The organism is Natronolimnobius sp. AArcel1, from assembly GCF_011043775.1.
GTDB lineage: Archaea > Halobacteriota > Halobacteria > Halobacteriales > Natrialbaceae > Natronolimnobius.
Genome location: NZ_JAAKXY010000006.1, coordinates 155,465 through 171,913, shown reverse-complemented (window position 1 = coordinate 171,913; position 16,449 = coordinate 155,465). Strand labels below are relative to the sequence as shown.

Below are 16,449 nucleotides of genomic sequence, written 5' to 3'. Positions count from 1 at the left end.
GGTAGTTAGTAATGAACCTGACGATATTATTAATTGGAGGTAAGGGTCCGGTTTGAGATGCTAAAACCGCGCCAATGGCTGTTGTGACACCATAACGCCCACGAACCAAGCGCCACTCGAGGACCGAAAACAGGCTCTGTCTACTCGAGTGAGACGGAAACGGTGACGCCGTCACAACGGTGGTACGTTGCCCGGCGCTCGGGGTCAGGATCGCGAAGCACTTCGAACGCGTCAAACCGGATAACCAGGCGTCCCGGATCGATCGTGACACGGACCATCGGGCCGCGACTGGTCACGATCACGTACGGCGGTGCGGGCACCGGCGATCCATGACACTCGTATCCGATTGCCTCGACGACATCGACCAGCAATGACACAAGTTCTGCGAGCACGCCGCGCTCTGCAAGCGCACGCCGAAGCGGATCGACGACAGCGTCGGGATTGGTCGTTCGCGCGGTATCCCAGGGCGCAGCAACCTGCGTTGCACAGTCGTTGATCGCGGCAATGATCGGCTGATGGGCCGTCTGGATCCGCTCGCGTGCGTCCCGAACTGGATACGACACAGCCGAGACTGCGCGCTATCGCTACTAAGGTGCCCGGGTTTCTCGTACAGATTGCTGTACCGATGTACCGGCGGTGAGTCGAACCGTGTGAGACGAGTCTTGGTGGAGGAGTGCAGCGAGTCCACCGTTGCAACCGCTGCCCGGGTCGCGGTTGCACCGGAACTGACGGACAGGAACCCGTCTCAGTCCTGACTACTCGTCCCGATACGAATCGTCCGAACATGGGCGAGTGCCTGCCGAGCAAACCACCGCCAGCCCGAGGTGTCCTCGGCGACATCGAGTCGCTGCCGGAGTCGAACGTTCTTCGCCTCGAGTCGATCACGGTCGTGCTCGAGGGACTCGCGTTCAGCCTCGAGTTCGGTAAGTCGATCCTCAAGCTGATAGCGCCGTTGGCGCTGTGTGCGCAAGTCGTTTTTGAGCAGGTCACGCTCGCGCGTTACAGACTCGAGTGAGCGCTCGAGGCGTTCGTGTGTCCGGCGCTCGCGATCGACGAAGGCTGGCCGGTCCGAGTCGGGAATGCCGGGGAGGTCGTCTTCTTCGTCGGTTGTCACCTCGATGCGACCTGCGCCGACGGCGTTGATGACACCGCCGACGAGCAGGATCATTGACCCGAAGTACAGCCACGTGAGCAAGAGCAAAATCGCACCAAGTGGGCCGGCGGCCTCGGAATCGCCGGCAAACGAGACGTAGACGCTAAAGAGCGACTGCAGTATCGTCCAGCCGATGGCGGCGACGAGAACGCCGGGGATGACTTCGCGTTTGGCAACGCTAACGTCGGGAAAGAAGTAGTACATCGGGAAGAAAGCAACTGAGAGAATTACGACGAGAAAGAGCGGCTGCACAATACCAATAAACGGAATGTCCGGGAAGAACGCGAGCACGAGACTCGCAACGACAGCGGCGATCAGGGCACCGCCAATCGTTCCGAGCACGAGCAGTGCGTCCTGGAGCTGTGAGACGAACGAGCCTTTGTCTCCAGACTCGTAGATTTCCGAAAACGCCGTGTCGAGGCCACGGAATATTTTCAGCGACCCCCACAGTAGGATAACGAGACCGATGAGCGTCGACCCCGCGGTCGCGGGCGAGTCTGTGATTGCCTCTTCGATTAGCAACTGCCCGCTTTCGGGCAAGAACCCTTCCGTCGCTGCGGTGGTCTGGGATGCAAACTGCTCGTCGCCGAGAATCGTCACGACAAAAAAGAGCAAGACGAGCAATGGTAACAGCGAAATAAACGCCTGATACGCGAGACTTGCAGCCATAAACGGCACTTTCTTCGCTTGAATACCCGCAACGATTGATTTTCCAAACGAGACGGCGTCTCCGGCGGTAGTGCCCATACCCTACACACGAGCGCCACAATGATAGTGGTTCGCTTGCAAATCACGCGAGAGCGCCATACGAGCGCCGAAACCGGGTGCATTCGACCGCTTTCACAACTATTAGGCGGCCGCCGTCCAACAGCAACCTATGAAAGAGCTGTTCATCAGGGCGGCCCACGGCGAGCAGACGGAACGCCCCCCGGTGTGGATGATGCGCCAGGCCGGACGCTATCTCCCCGAGTATCGCGAGCTCCGGGACGACTACTCGTTTCTCGAGGCCATTTCCACGCCGGACATAGCCGCTGAAATCTCCTTACAGCCCTGGGAGCGGTTCCAGCCCGACGGCGTCGTCATGTACTCCGATATTCTGACCGTCCTCGAGCCACTGGGCTTTTCCTACCACCTCGAGTCCGGCGTCGGCCCGGTCGTCGAAAACCCCGTCGAGGAACCGGCAGACACAGCCCGCGAACGTGGCGACGTGCGCGAGGAACTCTGGTACGTCGGCGACCTCCTCGAGCGTCTCACGGACGAACTCGGCTCGCAGGCGGCCGTCCTTGGCTTCGCCGGCGGCCCATTCACGCTCGGCGCGTACGTTTGTGAGGGAACGCCGTCGCGATCGTTCATGGCGATTCGCCGACTCCGCGCGGAACACCCCGACGCGTTCGAGCGACTCCTGCAGGCGTTTACCGACATCATCGTCGAGTACGTCACCTATCAGGTCGAGTCGGGCGCGGATGCAATCCAACTGTTCGACACCTACGCCGGCCTCCTCTCGCCTGCAGACTACCGCAAATTCTTACTCCCCCTCCATCAGGAGATTCTCGAGGCCGTCGACGTCCCCACGATCATCTTCGCGCGCAACATGAGCGGCAACCTCGAGTTGCTCGCCGAAAGCGGGGCCGACGTGGTCGGCCTCGACTGGACGGTCGATATCACGCAGGATCTCGACGCACTCGAGGACGTTGCGATTCAGGGGAATCTCGATCCAGCGCTGTTGTACGGCGATCCGGCGGACGTTCGCGAGCGCACGCGCGACGTTATCGACGCTGCAAGAAGGGACGGACACATTCTCAATCTGGGCCACGGCGTCGACCGAAAAACGCCGGTCGAAAACGTCGAGGCGTTCTTCGAGACGGCAACGCAGTACGACGCAGACGGCTCGAGTAGTCAGTGAACTAATCGCACTTCGTTCGACGATTGGGAGTGTAGTTGCTGTAGAGAAACAGAACAACTATTTGAGCTAACCTGAATTAGTTGACATGGCGAGTGTTATTTTACCAACTAATACATGGACGAACGCTGCTGAATCCGTGGTTGACAATCTCCGAGATTCAGATGCGTTGCTTATTGTGTGTGATTCGTCTACGGCTCCAGTTGTTGATGCGGCTCCAGATCGGGCAACTGTCCTCATCGCTGGTGAGCCAGCCGGCTGTTCGGGAAAGGCGCACGCGCTTGCAACGGGAATGGAACACGCAACTGACGACATAATAGTCTGGACGGATGATGATGTTCATCGTGAAGCGGGATGGATCGAAACGCTCACAACGCACGCGAAAAACCACGATGCTGCAACAGAAGTCCCAGTGTACACTGGGTCTGGTCTCTGGCAGTTGTTTGAACCAGCCCTGATTATTGCGGGCACGTCCGGGCCTGCATCCGGTCGGTACGTGTGGGGCGGTGGCGTCGCGTTTGATCGAACGAAGCTGGATGAAACGGCATTTCTTCGCGATCTTCGTCAAACGGTCGGCGATGACACGCTCTTGAGTGAGTACGTAGACGACATCTGGGCCGAGACGGATCACTGTCGACAGATTGACGTCAATGGATCTCCCGAAGCCGTGTATCACCGACTCGTTCGACTTGGCAAAACATCCTGGCGCTTTGAGCCACTCCAAACCACCATCCTTCTTGGGATTTCACTCGCCTTCTCTGCAGGTGCGCTCATGTTCCCGATTGTCGGCGTGATCGTAGCAACGTTGCTTGGAGGTCTTGCATATTGGAGGCTAGGCATTACCCGAGCATCGGTCGTTCTTTCGTACCCATCCCTGCTTTTGGTTCCCGTTTTTCTCATCCTTGCACTCGTTGCACCGTCGTTCGAGTGGGGTGGTCGGACATACAAGTGGTCCGGGAAGTTCGATGTACAGGTCGCCTCGTAATCGGAGAACAGATCTGGGCTGAGTATACAATCAATACCGGAAATTCACTGCTATTCTACCGCGAGAATCATAATCCTGCCTGGTCGTCTACCCAACCGCTGCTACCCCGCGCTACTGCGGCGGGAGGCCAGCGTTCAGACAGTACGACCCCGGCTCGTCGCGACACTGACACTGCCGGAGGTTGTAGTACGACGGCTCGAATCCGGAGACGAACGGCTCGACCAGATCCGAAAGCAACTGAGGGAACCTCGAGTCATCGTGTGGAACCGGCACCCGGTGAAGCTCGAGACCGACGTCTTCTGCGTCCTCACGCAGGTCGATATCGAGTTCGACGAGTGTCTCAGACTGTTCGTGCATGAAACTCATCGGCTCGACGACGACGCGGTCTGCCTCGCCACGTTGGCCGAGTTCCTCAACGACGTCTTCGGTTTCGGGTTCGGTCCAGTCGATATTCCGGTTCGAGTGGTTCTGATACCCAATTTCGTACTCCTCGAGGTTGAGGATTTGGGCCAGTGCCTGGGCGTGTTCCTCGACGTACTGGTCGTACCGGCTGCCGTCCTCGAGATATTTTGTCGGCGTCCCGTGTGCCGAGAAGACGAAGGCGGTGTCGGGGTCGTGCAAGTCGATGCCCTCTTCCTCAATAAACGACCGAATCCCGTCGGCTCTGAGTCGGTTGTACGCCGGTGCTCGATGCCAGCCAGTCAGTGACGCGACCGTTGGGTCGTAGCCGTCGATTTTCTCGAGTGCGTCCTCGAGTGAGTCAATTGACGACACCGTCGTCGAAGGGCCACAGAGTGGATAGATCGGGACGGCAAGAACCGAGTCGATGCCGTCCTCGGCGAGTTCGCTCGCGAGGTCGGGAATCAGTGGCTCCATGAACTGCATCGCGCGGTAGACAGTTACCTCGTGGCCACGGTCGGTTAGTTCACCCTCGAGCGCTTCGGCCTGTGCGTCGGCCTGCGCCTGCAGTGGCGAGCCACCGATGGCCTCGTACTCCTCCATCAGGCTGGGCAGGCGTCGCTTGGCCAGTTCTCGAGAACGCTCCCATGCGGCCTCCTCGGAGTCGGCATCCTCGAGCGAGGCGTTGTCGTAGAAAATTCGCGTGAGGTACTCGAGGACGACCTCACGATCCGGCGTGGCTGGCTCGCCAAAATTCAACAGGACGATGCCCGTTGCTGTCCCAGTTTGTGTCTCAGTCTCCATATGGGGGCGTCAGGACCCAGTCCGTATAGGTACTTCGGAGGCGGAAACCCACCCAGCGCCGCCGAGACGAACTTATTCGGCTTCGGCCAGTTCGCCTGCGAGTCGGTTGGCATTTCGGATGCGTCCGGGGATACCTGGACGGCCAACGTAGTTCGAGCAGAGATGAATTCCATCCGGGAGTTCGATATCGTCCATCGCCGTCCACGAGCGGTCGTATGCCGGCATACCGGGATTCCATCGGTGGATCCCGAACGGTTCTGCGGACGCGCCAGTAATTCGTTCGAACTCGTCGGCCGCGATTGACTCGAGATCGCTATCGCTGCGCTCGGTCATGTTCGGACACCGACCGGGATCGATATAGCAGGTAAACACCCCATCGCGGTCGAGAAAGCTCGCGTTCCACGTGAGGCCGCTGATCTGACTCGGCTCCGTCGACGGCACGAGCGTCCCGATACCGTCTTCGTCGAACGACGACTCGAGGAAGACGACGGCAATCGGGTTGTAGTTGAACCGACGCAGTGTCGACGCGAGCGAAGTATCGACCGACTCGAGCAGGTCAGCGCTGGTATCGGCCGGTGTTGTGACGACAACGTCGTCAACGGTTTCCGTGCCGTCGTCGGTGACGAGTTCGTAGCCGCCGTCTGCGGATTGGATCGCCGTGACTGGCGTCTCGAGCGATATTGCGTCGGCGTGGCGCTCGTAAAGGGCGTTCGAGAGGACGCCAAGGCCGTCATCGAACGTACAGATCGGCGGTGTTTCGCGGCCCGACAACAACTTTCGCAATACTGCGAGGACGATGCTGCCGTCGATGCCGGCGTTTTCGATGGCGCGACCGAGTGAGTACTCCATGAGCATATCCTGCGTGTCCGTTCCGTACAGGCCGCTGTACAGCGGCCCGAAGAATCGCCGGGCAGCCTGCTGGCCGAACTTTCGGACGAGAAATTCATCGACGGTTTCACCTGGGCGTGTATCCGCAGTTAGTGGCTCTTTGAGCAGCCGAAGCTTGCCACCGACGCTTAGCAGGTCCGTTGTAAGAAGCTCGCGTGCGGACAGCGGCACGACGCGACGGTCGCCGTCCGCGTAAATATACAACGGTTGGTCGTCCGCACCGAGTCGAAGCTGTGGATACAACTCGAGGTCGTCGATCAGCGTCTCGATACTGGGCGTTAGTCGGAGTCGCTGCGGGCCGAGTTCGACGGTACGGCCGTCGATCTGGCGGCTTCGCATGATCCCGCCAGGTTCGTCGCGCGCTTCGTAGGCGAGTACGTCCTCGCCCTGTTCGCGAAGTGCGTGAACGAGAGTCAGTCCGGAGATTCCGGCACCGATGACACCGACAGTCATCGGGACCCTCCGTTCGGTCGTCGAAACTGGCAGAGCGGGTCACGCCTGAGCGAACTGCGAGGGCCGTTCAGTCCAGCGATGGGCATCAGTACACGAAATTTGCACTACCAGCCCCTAAAGGAGTCGGATTCGATGTGATTGCGACGGTACTGGATCACAGGCTCAGAACGGATCGCCGAAACAGTGCTGTCGCTGGGATGGACTGGTGTTGGGGCGTCACAGAGTGTGAGACACAGACAGACATGATTTTTGAAACGCCGTAGTATAGACGCCATAGCGACAGATAGCCAGATAGACAGACCAAACATTCAATTAGGTAACAATCGTCAGGGGGACTATGCGAACTTCTGTTGGGACGGCGCTCGCCACGGTAACCCACGGCCGAGAGGCTGGGGTCAGCGCTGCCACGACAGCGTGCGAACAACTGTCGGGAACGCAGGTTGACTTCTGTCAGGTCTTCTGTCCCGTCGAATACGACTTTGACGCCGTGCTCGAGGGAATCAGATCCGTTATCGGTCCCGATGCGAAGCTCATTGGCTGTTCGGCAAACGGTTCGTTTACACAGTCTCAAGTCGGCCACGGAGTCGCCGTTGGCCTCGTTGCAAGCGATACGCTCTCGTTTTATACTGGGCTCGGAACGGGTCTCCAGGAGAACGTCTCGAGAGCCGTTCGAGAAGCCGTCACCGACATTCCAAACGCACTCGAGGACCATCCCTACGCCGCAGCGATTGCCCTCAGCGATGGCTTAAGCGGTGTCGGCGAGCAGTTAGCGCTCGTCACGCAGCAAAAGCTCGGCCCCGAAGTGTTCATCGTTGGCGGCTCAGCAGCGGACAATCATCAACTCGAGGCGACGTACGTCTTTCACGACGGCGAGGTGGTCGAAGACGGCGTTGTCCTCGGATTGATCGGTGCTGACGAGCGCCCCGCCATGGCGGTTGCACACGGCCACGAACCGCTTTCTGACCCGGTCGAAGTGACGCGGTCGGATGGGCCAACGGTCTACGAGTTCGACGGCGAACCCGCTTTCGAGGTCTGGAAAGATGCGGTCCGTGAGGCCGTCAGATCTGAGTTTGGCGTTGAAATCGACGACCTCGAGCCGAGTGAGCAACTGCTACAGGAAATTCTCTGTGAGTTCGAGTTCGGCATCGATCAAGGTACCCAGTACAAGATGCGCTGGCCCTGGATCGAAGACGACGGCGGCGCGATGCACTTTGCCGTCGACATTCCGGAGGGGACCGTCTTCCGCGTGATGCACGGCCGACCCGACGCACAGATCGAATCGGCCGCCGAGACTGCCCGGCGTGCACGCGATGACGCTGGCGACGTCGAAATTGCCGGCGGATTCATTTACGACTGTGCCTGTCGTGGCATTGTCCTCGGCGACGCGTTCGACACGGCCGTCGAGGCGATGGCAGACGAACTCGAGATTCCGTTCGTCGGCTTCGAAACGTACGGTGAAATCTGTATGGGGCCGGGCCAACTCAGTGGTTATCACAACACGACAACCGTCGCCTTACTCCTTCCAGCGTAATGCGTCACGACGAACTCGTTTCGACGTTCGGCCAGTCCGTCGGCGTCGAGAAAGCCACCGACCTGATCACGGACGCACTCGAGGACCTCGAGATTGAACGCCAGGCAACGTACTCGAGTCACGAAGTCGCCGATATCTGCGAGACAATCAGTCGGGCGAATAGTGGCTATCTCACCGTCGTCGCAAACGAAGTCCGTGTTCGGGAGCAGGCAAAACGACGCTTCGACGCCTTGCTCGAGCAGATTACTGATCCGGTTGTGATGGTCAGCTTCGACGCGTCGGTGCCGGTTGTCAACGCCGTCAACCCGGCGTTCGAGACGACCTTTGGCTACGGCGAGGACGCCGTTGGGCGCTCGCTCCCGGCGTTGATCGTCCCTGAGGAGCAAAGTGGCGAGACCGTCGACGAGTGGTTCCGGTCAGACGCTGGCAGTGGCACGGAAATCGAACGCGTCACCGCTGATGGCGACCGTCGAACGTTTCTCTTTCGCCCCGTCATCGTCTCGGGATTCGACGGCACTATCGAAGGCTTTGGCATCTACACGGACATTACCGAGCGAAAGCGCCGCGAACGAACACTCAAGCGCCAGAACGAACAACTCGAGCGCTTCGTCAGCGTCGTCTCACATGACCTGCGCAATCCACTCAGCGTCGCCGACGGCAACGCCAGACTGGCGCTGCAACTCACGTCAGAATCCACAGTCGAGGAACGACTCGAGAAGTTGGTCGCGGCACACGAGCGCATGGAGACGCTAATCGACGACTTGCTTACGCTCGCCAGTCAGGGTCAAGCTGTCGACGATCCGGTCACAGTTCGACTGCAGACGGTCGTCGAAGCAGCCTGGGACACTCTCGGGACAACAGCCGCAACACTCGAGATCGAAGTCGACGACGAGCGACGGGTTCGAGCCGATGACGGACGGCTCCGACAGCTATTCGAGAACCTCTTTCGAAACGCGATTGAACACGGCTCGACGGAGCAACTCAAGGCGACCGGCAACCCAGACGAGCCTGCCGAACATGCGACCCGCTCCACGGAGACACATTCGAACGACTCGATGCAGCCAGCGGTAACAATCCGCGTTGGCTGGGATAATGGGATGCTCTGGGTTGAAGACGACGGGCCTGGCATTGTGCCGGCCGAACGGGAGTCAGTGTTCGACCACGGCTACACCACGTCTCCTGATGGAACAGGCTTCGGCCTGGCAATCGTCGAGGCCATCGTCGATGCCCACGGCTGGGAAATTGACGTGACAGAGAGTCGAGACGGTGGTGCGCGCTTTCGGCTACATGGAATCACCGGGTGGACGGCACCGACCACGCCCGAGTGACGCCTCTCAATCGCTACCGATAGTTCTTGAACAGGAGCGCCCGCACGTCGTCTTTCGTCTGCACATCTTCCGTCGACCCGTCGGGGAGAGTCACGGTGTAGCGATAATCTGCCGACGAGGACTCTTCCCACTTGTCATCGTGCGTCTCGAGCAGGCTCATCATTTCGTCGAGCATGTCGTCGTCGTCGGCGCTGCCGTCGTGGTCGTCCGTGTCCTCACTGTCGCTTGCGTCGTCGTCATTGGTGTCGGTTGCGTCCTGTGTCTCGTCTATCTCGTCCGATTCTGTGCTCGAGTCCACAGCAGTGTCTGCGTCGTCGCCTTCGTCGTAGGAGACGGACTCGCCGGTCGTCTCCGGTTCGGGATCGCCCGCAATTGCGGCCTCGACAGAGTCAGCAACGTCGCTGGTCGCTGCGGACGAGAACGCCTCATCGATGTCGATATCGATGTCTTGCTCGCTTCCAATATTGTCGATCAGAAACTGGATGGCGTCCTGTTCGCGAACGAAGCCGTACTTGCCGACGACGTCCTCTGAAATCTCCTGACGAAGCCGCTGGATGAACGCATACTGTTCGTCTGTAATCTCGAGGGTTTGCATAGTTCACCGATGATGTGGCTGGTACAAATAGGTACGCCGTCGATGATGAATTGCTCCCGAAATCGCATACACCACCGTGAGCGGGATTCTTAAGGACCACTAGAGCAAACGAACGGCCATGGCACTACTCGAATCCGACACGCAACTCGAGGCCGGAGACACCGCCCCCGCGTTCGAACTCGAGGGGGTCGACGGGGAAACGTACACGCTCGAGTCGTTCGCCGACAACGAGGCGCTGCTTGTCGTGTTCACGTGCAATCACTGCCCCTACGCGCAGGCGAAGTTCGATCTGCTCAACGAGATTGCAACCGACCACGACGACGTCGCCGTCGTTGGGATCAATCCGAACGATGCCGAAGAGTATCCCGAAGACTCACTCGAGTCGATGGCGGAGTTCGTCGAGGACGGCACGATTCAGTACGATGCGTACCTCCAAGATGACACGCAGACCGTCGCTGAGGCCTACGGCGCGGTCTGTACGCCCGATCCGTTCCTCTTCGAACGCGACGATGACGCCGAGGCGTTCCAGTTGGTCTATCAGGGACGCCTGGACGACGCACTCAGTCCCGACGATGAGCCTACCCGATATCACGTCCGCGAGGCAATCGACGCAATCCTGGCAGGCGAAGACGTCGACCTCGAGTGGCAGCCGTCACAGGGCTGTTCGATCAAGTGGGTTGACGAGTAACAGTTACTTGTCGGTGACCTGTTTCGATGCGGTGAAGACGCTACCGATGGACAGAGTCCACTACCCAGACGCGAAACGATCGTCATCGAAGCCACCACCGACGTATCAGCAGAGAAGGAATCGGAACCCGGTCACTACAGTATGAGCACAGGCTCAAGGCCATCACGGACACCTCGAGCGCACAAACGCGAGCGTGCGTCACGTTCGCGCGATGGCTGAGAAGGGGCGCTTACTCGACGACGATTTCACCGACCATCGTCGTCTCGTGTGGGTCACAGACGTACTCGGCCATGTCGGAGCTGGCTTCGAACTCGAGCCATTGGTCGTCGTCTGGGTCACTGACTTCGTCAGTCTGGAGGTCGTCGACAACGTCGCCGCCGTCGTCTCGAATCTCGATGTTGTGGTCGGCACCGTCGCCTTCGGTCCAGCCGATTTCGTAGGTTTCGCCCTCTTCAAGGACGAGCGTTGGGTTCTCGTCGCCGTCAATGGAGTCGGGGGCGATGCCGACCCACCCAGGCGTCTGGCCGTCGAGTTCGATTTCGGTGCCAGGCTCGATTGCTTCGGCCTCATCACCGTCATCGTCGCCGTTCCCGTTGCCATTGCCGTTTCCGTTACCGTCGTCATCGTCGCCAAGACAGCCTGCAACGATCGTGACTGCGCCTGCAGCACCGGCAGCTTTCATGAACGTCCGACGAGTGGTATCATGTTCGGTCATGGTCACTCGACAGTTACGCGAGCGACCAGTTGTACTGACTGTCCATTCCCGAACAATGGGACGAAGAACGAACAAGTTCGGTTATATAAGTTAATGTCGTGAAATTGTTACCGAACAGCACGCCGATACTGAATCGGCCACGACGACGGTGCCTCGTCAGTGAGATCACCGGCCGCGCGGAGGCCGAAATACGGATCTCGGAGGAACTCACGGCCAACGAGCACGAGGTCGGATCGCCCGTTTCGCACGAGCGCATCGGCCTGTTCAGGCTCGGTAATGCCGCCAACCGCCCCAACAGCCACATCAGTACCCTCTCGGATCGCTTCAGCCAGCGGGACCTGGAAGTTCGGACCACCCGGTGGCTGCTGGTCCGGATGGATACCACCGGAACTGACGTCGATCAGGTCGACGCCAAGATCCGACAACGACCCAGCCAACCGCACCGACTGCTCGAGGTCCCATGACTCGCGGTCATCGAGCCAGTCTGTCCCCGAAATACGGACGAACACTGGCTTCTCATCGGGCCAGATCTCACGAACTGCCGCTGTGACCTCGCGGACGAGACGGGTTCGGTTCTCGAAGCTCCCACCGTAATCATCCGTCCGCTCGTTCGTCACCGGCGAGAGGAACTCATGCAGCAAGTAGCCGTGTGCCGCATGCACCTCTGCGATTTCGAAGCCCGCCTCGAGCGAGCGTTCAGCCGCGTCTCGGTACGCATCGATTACGCCCTGGATGTCGTCCGCGTCGGCCGCTTGCATCTCGGGTCGATCGCCGTCGAACGGCGGATACGCCTCGGGCGAGGGTGAGAGGACTTCGTAGCCCTCGGCACCGTCGGGGTCGGTCTCGTCCGGAGCAATCGGAACGTTTCCGTCCCATGGGCGGTGCTTGCTCCCTTTATGACCCGCGTGGGCCAGTTGAATCGCGGGGACTCCCCCTTGCTCGCAGATAAATTCGGTAATCGGCTCGAGTGCAGCAGCATGCTCGTCACTCCAGATACCCAGATCGTGGGGTGTGATCCGACCGCGCGGTTCGACGGCCGTTGCCTCAGTCATGACGATACCGGCACCGCCGACGGCCCGACTTCCGAGATGCACGCGATGCCACTCCGTTGGAAGCCCGTCCGGCTCACAGGTGTACTGACACATCGGCGAGACAGCGAGTCGATTCGGAATCTCGAGGTCACGCATCGACAGTGTCGAAAACAGCGATGACATACTCACGCAAACTACCCACGGGGACGGCAAAACGACCGCGGACGGCAACGCCTTTGCCGGATTGCCCCGGTGTGACACACCTCACCTGCACCCACCCGGTCGTCCGGACGATCACTCCGCCACGGCTTAGGCCCCTCGAGCGGTGACTCCACGTATGACTTCGATTACGCCATTTCGGGTGCGCATCGACGCTCCTGCCCCTGTTATCGGCATGGTTCACCTGCCGGCGCTCCCCGGCGCGCCCGACTTCGATGGCGACCGAGATGTCATTCGTGAGCGTGCGCTCGCTGATGCCCGCCGACTCGAGGCCGGCGGCGTTGATGCACTGATGCTCGAGAATTTCGGCGACGCGCCCTTTTACCCTGAGGCGGTTCCCAGACACGTCGTCGCAGAGCTGACCGCGCTCGCTGCGTCCGTCTCCGATGCCGTTGACTGCCCGCTTGGAATCAATGTGTTGCGCAACGACGCCGAATCCGCACTGTCGATTGCCGCTGCTGTCGACGCCGACTTCATCCGCGTCAACGTCCACGTTGGGACCGCCGCAACTGATCAGGGAGTCCTTGAGGGGAAAGCCCACGAAACGCTTCGCCTGCGTAATCGACTCGAGGCTGATGTCGCGGTTCTCGCAGATATCCACGTCAAACACGCGACGCCAATCGGGGAGACGACCCTCGAGCAGGCCGCGCTCGAGACCGTCGAACGCGGACGGGCCGATGGCATCATCGTCTCGGGTGCTGGAACTGGCGAGGAAACAGCACGCACAGACCTCGACTGCGTCGCAGACGCTGTCGGTGACCGAGTTCCCGTGCTTGTTGGGAGTGGTATCACGCCGGACACCGTCGGCGACCGTCTCGAGGCAGGTGCAGACGGTGTTATCGTTGGAACGGCACTCAAAGCCGGCGGTGAGACGACGAACGTCGTTTCTCGAGAGCGCGTCGAGGCGGTTGTCGAAGCCGCTCGAGCGGCCGGCCAGTAAAATCGGTCGAACGCACTCAAAGCCCAAACATCAACGGACCAATCAGGACGCCCATAAGGTGGACGCGACGGGCACGCAATCGAACCGGGACCATGCCAATCGCCGCTGCGACGACGAAGATTCCGATCCCGAGCAGGCCAGTAAACAGATACGAAAGAACGAGCAGGAGCGTCAACACGACGGCCGAAATCTTCCAGTACGTCAGCCGTCCCACTACCTCGAGATAGAGATCACCAACGACGATCACAAGGACGAACCCGAGTATGCCGGCGACGAGGACGGCCCCGATCAGAATCGGTAGCTCGAGTGGGGCGTTCGCGCTCTCAAAGGCGACCATCACGCCCGTTCGGGGCTGGCCAATCGCGACAAGTGCAAACAGCGCAAAAATCATGTTCGACGTGTCGACACCGCTGGTCGCGACGATGTAGCCACGATCACCAGCGCCGCCAGGAATGAATACGAGGACGGCGACAGCAGCAATGGCGGCCGAAATGCCGGGAATGTACCCAACGACGGCACCAGCAAGCGCGCCGGCAACCGCCGTTGCCCCAACAAGTCGACTCGAGATTTCGATCGTCTCCTCGTCCTGTCGCGGGATTCCGGAGCCGAAAATCGCGTCGATCAGTACGGGTGCTCCAAAGAGCCCCGCAAACAGCGGCGCGAGCGTCCCGCCAGCCGTCAGCGGCGCATCTGGCGAGAGATCGAGCGTCAGTGCACCGAGGACAGCAGCCAACGAGAACGAGAGTACAGCAGCGCCTTTGGTCCGCCACGTCCGTTCCGAGGCAACCAGTGCAACGACGACCATCGCCAACACGAGTGGGAGATTATCTCGAATCGTTGGATACACTGCCAGCACGGCTTCGGTTACCGGAATCGCGAGCGGAACCGCCACGAGTACGGCGAGCAGACTCCCAAGCGCCGACAGCCGAATCGCCTCGTAGCCTCGTCCCTCCAAGACCATGCGGTGGCCGGGCAACGAAGTCACTGCCATCTCGGCATCGGGAACACCGAGTGCCATTGCAGGAACAGCGTTCATGAACGTATGGACGACCCCCGCCGCAAGCATCGCACAGCCGACAAACAGCGGCGGACCAGGGACAATGGGCGCGAATCCAGCTAACAACAGTGCAAAATTGTTCGCGTGTAGCCCCGGAATGAGCCCGCTGAGCGTGCCCAGTGTCGCCCCCGCGAAAACCCACGCCAGCACCTGCAGCGACAACGCCGGATCGAAAACGAACTCGAGAGAGGGCCCGGCCATCGGACGGTTTGGTCCCCTGTTCGTACTTAAACCTGCGCTCGAGTGAGACACGGTTAGCGAGAGAGTGCGCTGATCGCGTCGCTACGGGAGTGGCGGTCGAAAGAAAACGTGATGAGCTGAATCGTCGCGTTGCGACTGGAACCGAGTTAGCCGAAGAGTTCGCCGAGGCCCTCGCCACCGGCTTCGTCGTCTTCGTCGTCTTCGTCGTCGTCCGTCGTGTCAGGGACGTCGCTGGTCTCTTCGTCGTCGCCATCGTCGTCAGCAGCGCCAGCGGCGGCTCCGCCTGCGGCTGCGCCGCCAGCTGCTGCAGCGGGTGCGGCAGCGGCTTCGGACACTGCTTCCTCGATGTCAACGTCCTCGAGGGCAGCGACGAGCGCTTTGACGCGCGACTCTTCGACGTCGACGCCAGCAGCGTCGAGCACGTCGGTGAGGTTGTCTTCGTTGATCTCTTCGTCCGCTTCGTTCAGGATGAGTGCAGCGTAAACGTATTCCATTGTTGTAATCTCCAGTTAAGTTGGTTATCCGAACATTGCGCCGAGGCCTTCTGCGCCGTCGCCGTCGTCTTCATCGTCGTCGTCGGCGTCGCCGTCGTCGGCCGCAGCGTCGTCCTGGTCGTCTGCCGATTCGTCATCGTCGCTCTCGCCGTCGTCGGCTGCCGGCTGGGCCGGTGCCTCGACGCCCTGCAGTTCCTCAGGCAGGGCGTCCTCGTCGTCGATCTGGGCCGCAAGCGCACGCAGCTGTGCGTCGGCCTTGCTGACGAGGTCTGGCATGAGTGCTTCGTCCTCGATAGCGGCCTGCAGGCCGAGGCTCTTGGCCTCGCCCGTGGCCTTCGCGATGAGCGTCGGGACCGTCGTCGCGGTTGGGAAGCTCGCATTGACTGCAAGGTTCTGTGCGCGAGCAGCGGCCGTCTGCACGTCGCTTTCGTAGGCCTCGATATCGATATCGAGGTCTTCGGGGTCGAAGAGGACACCCTCTGCGACAACAGCACGCAGGTCAAGCCCGACTTCTTTGGGCTCGATTCCAAGTTCGTTGAGGACGTTCGACAGGTCTGCGGAAACCTCCTCGCCGGCCTCAAGGACCGTCGAGTCTTCCATAACCTGAATCGAGCCGTCCTCGATGCGTGCGTTCGCGCCAATACTCTGAAGTTCGCCAACGAACGGTCCGGGATCGACACCCGTGTCACCCTCTGGGATGACGATATCGTTCGGCGCGACCTCGCCCTCGTTGATCGGGGCCGGCGTCTTCGACGCCTCGAGTTCTTTGTACAGCGCGAATGGGTTGGCGTTCGTGCCGATGAGGCCGACCTGGCCTTCGACCTGTTCGACGAGGTCTCCGAGGCCAGCGCTCTCGAGTGCACGAACCTGCAGCGTGTTGCGGCTGACGCGCAGTTCAGCGGTGCCGTGAAGGTCACGGCGCATGTCCTGCAGCTGCTTGCTTGGAATGCCAGCGATACCGACGATGCCGACGCTCTCGTAGCTCTCGATGAGTTCTTCGAGTTCGTCGACTTCTGCTTGCTTCCACTGGGGAAGGTTCTCGGTTTTGCGTTCAGCCTGTGCGCTCAT

General features: G+C 60.3%; 16 protein-coding genes. 6 read left to right on the top strand and 10 right to left on the bottom strand.

The genetic code is table 11. The features are described 5' to 3' along the window. Nucleotides 1–140: 140 nt before the first annotated feature. Both G6M89_RS18515 and G6M89_RS18510 read right to left on the bottom strand, forming a co-directional pair. Nucleotides 141–563 carry a hypothetical protein gene (locus tag G6M89_RS18515; RefSeq protein WP_165163389.1) on the bottom strand — a complete coding sequence of 141 codons (423 nt, stop codon included), beginning with the start codon at nucleotides 561–563 and terminating at the stop codon, nucleotides 141–143. Nucleotides 564–745: 182 nt separating this feature from the next. Further along, nucleotides 746–1,900, bottom strand: a complete 1,155-nt coding sequence (locus G6M89_RS18510) for a YihY/virulence factor BrkB family protein (protein WP_165163388.1) — start codon at nucleotides 1,898–1,900, stop codon at nucleotides 746–748. 130 nt (nucleotides 1,901–2,030) lie between these two features. On the opposite strand from G6M89_RS18510, the gene hemE reads away from it, so the two are divergent. Further along, nucleotides 2,031–3,056 (top strand): uroporphyrinogen decarboxylase, encoded by a 1,026-nt coding sequence (gene hemE / locus G6M89_RS18505; RefSeq protein ID WP_165163387.1) that lies wholly within the window; start codon nucleotides 2,031–2,033, stop codon nucleotides 3,054–3,056. 85 nt (nucleotides 3,057–3,141) lie between these two features. Continuing rightward, entirely contained in the window at nucleotides 3,142–4,038 is an 897-nt protein-coding gene (locus G6M89_RS18500) for a glycosyltransferase family 2 protein (RefSeq protein WP_165163386.1), read from the top strand. A 111-nt stretch (nucleotides 4,039–4,149) separates the two neighbouring features. Here G6M89_RS18500 and hemH read toward each other — a convergent pair whose 3' ends face one another. Together hemH and hemG are read right to left on the bottom strand one after the other, a co-directional pair. Continuing rightward, complete coding sequence (hemH, locus tag G6M89_RS18495; RefSeq protein ID WP_165163385.1) at nucleotides 4,150–5,241, bottom strand: ferrochelatase; 1,092 nt, start codon at nucleotides 5,239–5,241, stop codon at nucleotides 4,150–4,152. 72 nt (nucleotides 5,242–5,313) lie between these two features. Next, nucleotides 5,314–6,582, bottom strand: a complete 1,269-nt coding sequence (hemG, locus tag G6M89_RS18490; RefSeq protein ID WP_165163384.1) for a protoporphyrinogen oxidase — start codon at nucleotides 6,580–6,582, stop codon at nucleotides 5,314–5,316. A 337-nt stretch (nucleotides 6,583–6,919) separates the two neighbouring features. On the opposite strand from hemG, the gene G6M89_RS18485 reads away from it, so the two are divergent. Both G6M89_RS18485 and G6M89_RS18480 read left to right on the top strand, forming a co-directional pair. After that, nucleotides 6,920–8,113 (top strand): FIST signal transduction protein, encoded by a 1,194-nt coding sequence (locus G6M89_RS18485; RefSeq protein WP_165163383.1) that lies wholly within the window; start codon nucleotides 6,920–6,922, stop codon nucleotides 8,111–8,113. Beyond that, nucleotides 8,113–9,441, top strand: coding sequence for a PAS domain-containing sensor histidine kinase (locus G6M89_RS18480; RefSeq protein WP_165163382.1), 1,329 nt, complete (start codon nucleotides 8,113–8,115; stop codon nucleotides 9,439–9,441). Before G6M89_RS18485 ends, G6M89_RS18480 begins: the two co-directional genes overlap by 1 nt. A gap of 13 nt (nucleotides 9,442–9,454) precedes the next feature. On the opposite strand, the gene G6M89_RS18475 is transcribed toward G6M89_RS18480, so the two are convergent. Further along, nucleotides 9,455–10,036 carry a hypothetical protein gene (locus tag G6M89_RS18475; protein WP_165163381.1) on the bottom strand — a complete coding sequence of 194 codons (582 nt, stop codon included), beginning with the start codon at nucleotides 10,034–10,036 and terminating at the stop codon, nucleotides 9,455–9,457. Between the two features lie 118 nt (nucleotides 10,037–10,154). On the opposite strand from G6M89_RS18475, the gene G6M89_RS18470 reads away from it, so the two are divergent. Next, nucleotides 10,155–10,724: a thioredoxin family protein gene (locus G6M89_RS18470; RefSeq protein WP_165163380.1), complete on the top strand. Its 570-nt coding sequence runs from the start codon at nucleotides 10,155–10,157 to the stop codon at nucleotides 10,722–10,724. A gap of 229 nt (nucleotides 10,725–10,953) precedes the next feature. Here the strand turns inward: G6M89_RS18470 and G6M89_RS18465 are convergent, their stop codons facing one another. Continuing rightward, complete coding sequence (locus tag G6M89_RS18465) at nucleotides 10,954–11,439, bottom strand: twin-arginine translocation signal domain-containing protein (RefSeq protein ID WP_165163379.1); 486 nt, start codon at nucleotides 11,437–11,439, stop codon at nucleotides 10,954–10,956. A gap of 107 nt (nucleotides 11,440–11,546) precedes the next feature. After that, nucleotides 11,547–12,653 (bottom strand): NADH:flavin oxidoreductase/NADH oxidase, encoded by a 1,107-nt coding sequence (locus tag G6M89_RS18460; RefSeq protein WP_165163378.1) that lies wholly within the window; start codon nucleotides 12,651–12,653, stop codon nucleotides 11,547–11,549. 154 nt (nucleotides 12,654–12,807) lie between these two features. On the opposite strand from G6M89_RS18460, the gene G6M89_RS18455 reads away from it, so the two are divergent. After that, a complete protein-coding gene (locus G6M89_RS18455) occupies nucleotides 12,808–13,629 on the top strand; it encodes a BtpA/SgcQ family protein (protein WP_165163377.1) in 822 nt (273 codons plus the stop codon). 16 nt (nucleotides 13,630–13,645) lie between these two features. Here G6M89_RS18455 and G6M89_RS18450 read toward each other — a convergent pair whose 3' ends face one another. The 3 genes from G6M89_RS18450 to G6M89_RS18440 form a co-directional block, all read right to left on the bottom strand. Next, a complete protein-coding gene (locus tag G6M89_RS18450; protein WP_165163376.1) occupies nucleotides 13,646–14,887 on the bottom strand; it encodes a tripartite tricarboxylate transporter permease in 1,242 nt (413 codons plus the stop codon). Nucleotides 14,888–15,033: 146 nt separating this feature from the next. Further along, on the bottom strand, nucleotides 15,034–15,381 hold the full coding sequence (gene rpl12p, locus G6M89_RS18445; protein WP_165163375.1) for a 50S ribosomal protein P1: 348 nt from the start codon (nucleotides 15,379–15,381) through the stop codon (nucleotides 15,034–15,036). Nucleotides 15,382–15,405: 24 nt separating this feature from the next. Further along, nucleotides 15,406–16,449, bottom strand: coding sequence for a 50S ribosomal protein L10 (locus G6M89_RS18440; RefSeq protein ID WP_165163374.1), 1,044 nt, complete (start codon nucleotides 16,447–16,449; stop codon nucleotides 15,406–15,408).